Source organism: Synechococcus sp. R55.7, assembly GCF_047461955.1.
GTDB lineage: Bacteria > Cyanobacteriota > Cyanobacteriia > Thermostichales > Thermostichaceae > Thermostichus.
The window spans coordinates 10,971-13,648 of sequence record NZ_JANSIC010000050.1 but is presented as its reverse complement, the minus strand read 5'-3'; the positions used below and the strand labels follow the sequence as shown (position 1 = coordinate 13,648).

Annotated in this window: 4 protein-coding genes; 1 reads left to right on the top strand and 3 read right to left on the bottom strand. The window is 55.7% G+C overall.

Annotated elements, in window-relative coordinates; genetic code table 11:
• Positions 1–90: 90 nt before the first annotated feature.
• Positions 91–555 carry a redox protein gene (locus tag NW820_RS04220; protein ID WP_414343843.1) on the bottom strand — a complete coding sequence of 155 codons (465 nt, stop codon included), beginning with the start codon at positions 553–555 and terminating at the stop codon, positions 91–93.
• Positions 556–729: 174 nt separating this feature from the next.
• On the opposite strand from NW820_RS04220, the gene NW820_RS04215 reads away from it, so the two are divergent.
• Positions 730–1,611 (top strand): LysR family transcriptional regulator, encoded by an 882-nt coding sequence (locus tag NW820_RS04215; protein WP_011434114.1) that lies wholly within the window; start codon positions 730–732, stop codon positions 1,609–1,611.
• Positions 1,612–1,939: 328 nt separating this feature from the next.
• Here NW820_RS04215 and NW820_RS04210 read toward each other — a convergent pair whose 3' ends face one another.
• Positions 1,940–2,110: a hypothetical protein gene (locus NW820_RS04210; protein ID WP_414380900.1), complete on the bottom strand. Its 171-nt coding sequence runs from the start codon at positions 2,108–2,110 to the stop codon at positions 1,940–1,942.
• A 73-nt stretch (positions 2,111–2,183) separates the two neighbouring features.
• Positions 2,184–2,678, bottom strand: a 495-nt coding sequence (locus NW820_RS04205; RefSeq protein WP_414406768.1) for a response regulator transcription factor, incomplete at its 5' end; no start/stop codon positions are given.

The window sequence follows — 2,678 nt, the reverse complement described above, 5'->3', positions numbered from 1 at the left end:
GGCACAGCTCACCCATGCTGCTGCCCACTTGCGAGCCTCGATTGACTCGCGGCTAGGTTAAGGGAACGGGGGAGGATGATTGGGTTGCCCTCAGGCACAAATGCGGGGCAAAGGGGCGGGTGCCGAGGTTACCTGCAGCAATCGGGGGATGCGGCTGCTGTCGTAGATGCGAAATTCTTTTTCCAAGATGGCTTTTTCGTCGCGCACCGCCTGGTTCAATACGATGGATCCCTCTGGATCGGAGACGGAACGGTGAAAAGTGCCGGGAGGAATGCGCAAAATGCCTCGGTTCGCTTCCAGGCGCACAATATGGAAGGGATCCCTCCAGCTAAAATTCACCAGGTAAAACGTCCGTCCGCCCCATAGAGCCAGTAGGTTGTCCTCTTGGTGTGGATGCATATAAAACTGCCAATAGCCCTGCGGATTATTGGGGGGACTGATGGCCGGCCCATCGTGGTAAACCAAATCGCGGGCGTTGGATCGCGCAACCGTGATGTCAAAAAAACGCACGCCGGGAGTATCTCGAAATTGATGGAAAGGCAATAGGGCAAACATGGATCTCGACATAGGGACACTTGACCAACGACAGGAAGATAAAGATGATTTCACACTGTTTCGCGTTATTTCGCAGTGTGAAGGGGAAGCTATGTCGTAGTTTAGTCAGGCGCGGCGGAGGGTTCAAACCTGAGATAGCATCACATCTATGCGCAGATCGAATAGATGGGATCCATGAACATCTCGCAACTGCAAACCCTGGTGGCTGTGGTGGAGCGGGGAAATTTCAGCGATGCTGCCCTGCAATTGCACATTTCCCAGTCGGCGGTGAGCCGGGCCATTGCCAGCCTGGAGGAAGAACTGGGGGTGACCCTGTTGGTGCGCGGTCGCTTTGGGGCGCGCCTGACGCCGGTGGGGGAGCGACTGCTGCGCCATGTTCGCAAAATGCTGCAACTGCGGGAACAAATGGATTATGAGGCCAACCTGGAAAAAGGGTTGCGGGGGGGAAATGTGCGAGTTGCCGCTTTTCGCAGTGCTGCAACCCATTTGCTGCCGCCGGTGATCGCCCGCTTCCGCCAACAATTTCCCCAGATTACCCTCACCCTTACAGAGGAAGATCCGGCCACTGTTGAACATCTGTTGCGATCGGGCCAGGTGGATATTGGTCTATTGCCTCTGCCGCGGGCTGGTGAGGATCTACAGACGTGGGAGATCGCCCGCGATGAGTTCATTGTGTTGGTTCCGCTGAGTTTTGGGCCCCTGCCGGAAACCCTGACCTGGGAGGATCTTTCCCGTTTTTCCTACATTCTCTACAACTACGCCGAATGCACCACCGCGGTGCGGAACCACTGGGAAGCCGCTCACCAAACCCTCAAGGTGGCCTACTTGGTGAAGGAAGACTCCACCATTGTGAACATGGTGGCACAGGGTCTGGGGGCTGCCATCTTGCCCCGCTTGGCCGCCATTCCCATTCCCGAAGGGATCCAGATCCGCCGGCTGCCGATCCCACTGGAGCGGGTGATCGGGGCTGCCGTTCTGGCCTCTGCGCTGCATCCGCCTGCAGTATTTGCCTTCCTGGAAGCCTTGCGGGGAAACCCATCCCAGTTGCCAAGTTAACATTGCATCGGGAGTACAAGGCAGCTTTGTTGACACCACGCTCATCCATCCAGTGACGCAAGCATTGGTTGCGGACAAACTGGGCAGGGCCTCATCCAAGGCTTGGTATGGCGCTGGAGCGGCGTTGAGGAGTTTGGCTTCCCTGACCAGCATGGGTTTATTTCATTGCAGGTCTATATCATTGCAGGTCTATAGTCATTTCAAACTAGATTGAGACACCCCCGCTGCTGCCCAAACGTTCCACGCCGCTTCCACAATCACCTTTAGATCCTGTCCCAGAGGGAGAAAGGAGCTAGGAAGCAATGCAACGGAAATGTTTCATTCCTGTTTAAAATGACAACAACAGGGCAAAAACTGTCCTGGAAGGACGGGGCTTTAGACCCAGTTTTTGGGTAACGCAGTGAAAATCGGCGGCCAATGTACGTTGGGGCAAGGCCAGCAGATCCTCCCCCGCCAATTTTTGAAAAGACTTGCCCACCCCAGTTACCTTGCCCTTCAAGTGCGATCACTACCCTATCTCCAATCGCGCCGAGGAGATAGAGTTCTCCAGCCGTTGAAAGGGGTGGCGGGAATTACAACGGTTTTTTGCCCAAACCACTTTCTATTGCCCAGCGGGCCAGTTCTGTGCGGTTGTGCAGGCCGGTTTTGCCCAGCATGTTGCTGACGTGGCTTTCAACGGTGCGCTGGCTCACCCCAAGAACTTCGGCAATCTCGCGGTTGGACAGGCCCCTGGCCACGTACTGGATCACCTTGGTTTCCGTTGGCGTAAGTTCAATTTCCCGATCCAGTTTTATGACCGGCTGAATGCCCACATTCTGCACTTGTAACAGGCGCTCGGTATGTCTGAGAGAAGACTCCACCTGCGCCACCAATTCTTCCGGCTCAAAGGGCTTGACCATGTAAACATCTGCCCCTGTGGTCAGGCCGCGCACCCGATCCGCCGTCTGCCCACGCGCCGACAGAAAAATCACAGGTATCCAGTCCGTAGCACTGTTGGAGCGAATGGTTTCCACAAAGGTGTAGCCATCCATCTCCGGCATCATCACATCGCAGATGATCAGGTCTGG

Excerpts from the sequence above, each read along its gene's own strand:
- NW820_RS04215 (WP_011434114.1), top strand. The coding sequence starts at position 730 with ATGAACATCTCGCAACTGCAAACCCTGGTGGCTGTGGTGGAGCGGGGA.
- NW820_RS04220 (WP_414343843.1), bottom strand. The coding sequence starts at position 555 with ATGTTTGCCCTATTGCCTTTCCATCAATTTCGAGATACTCCCGGCGTG.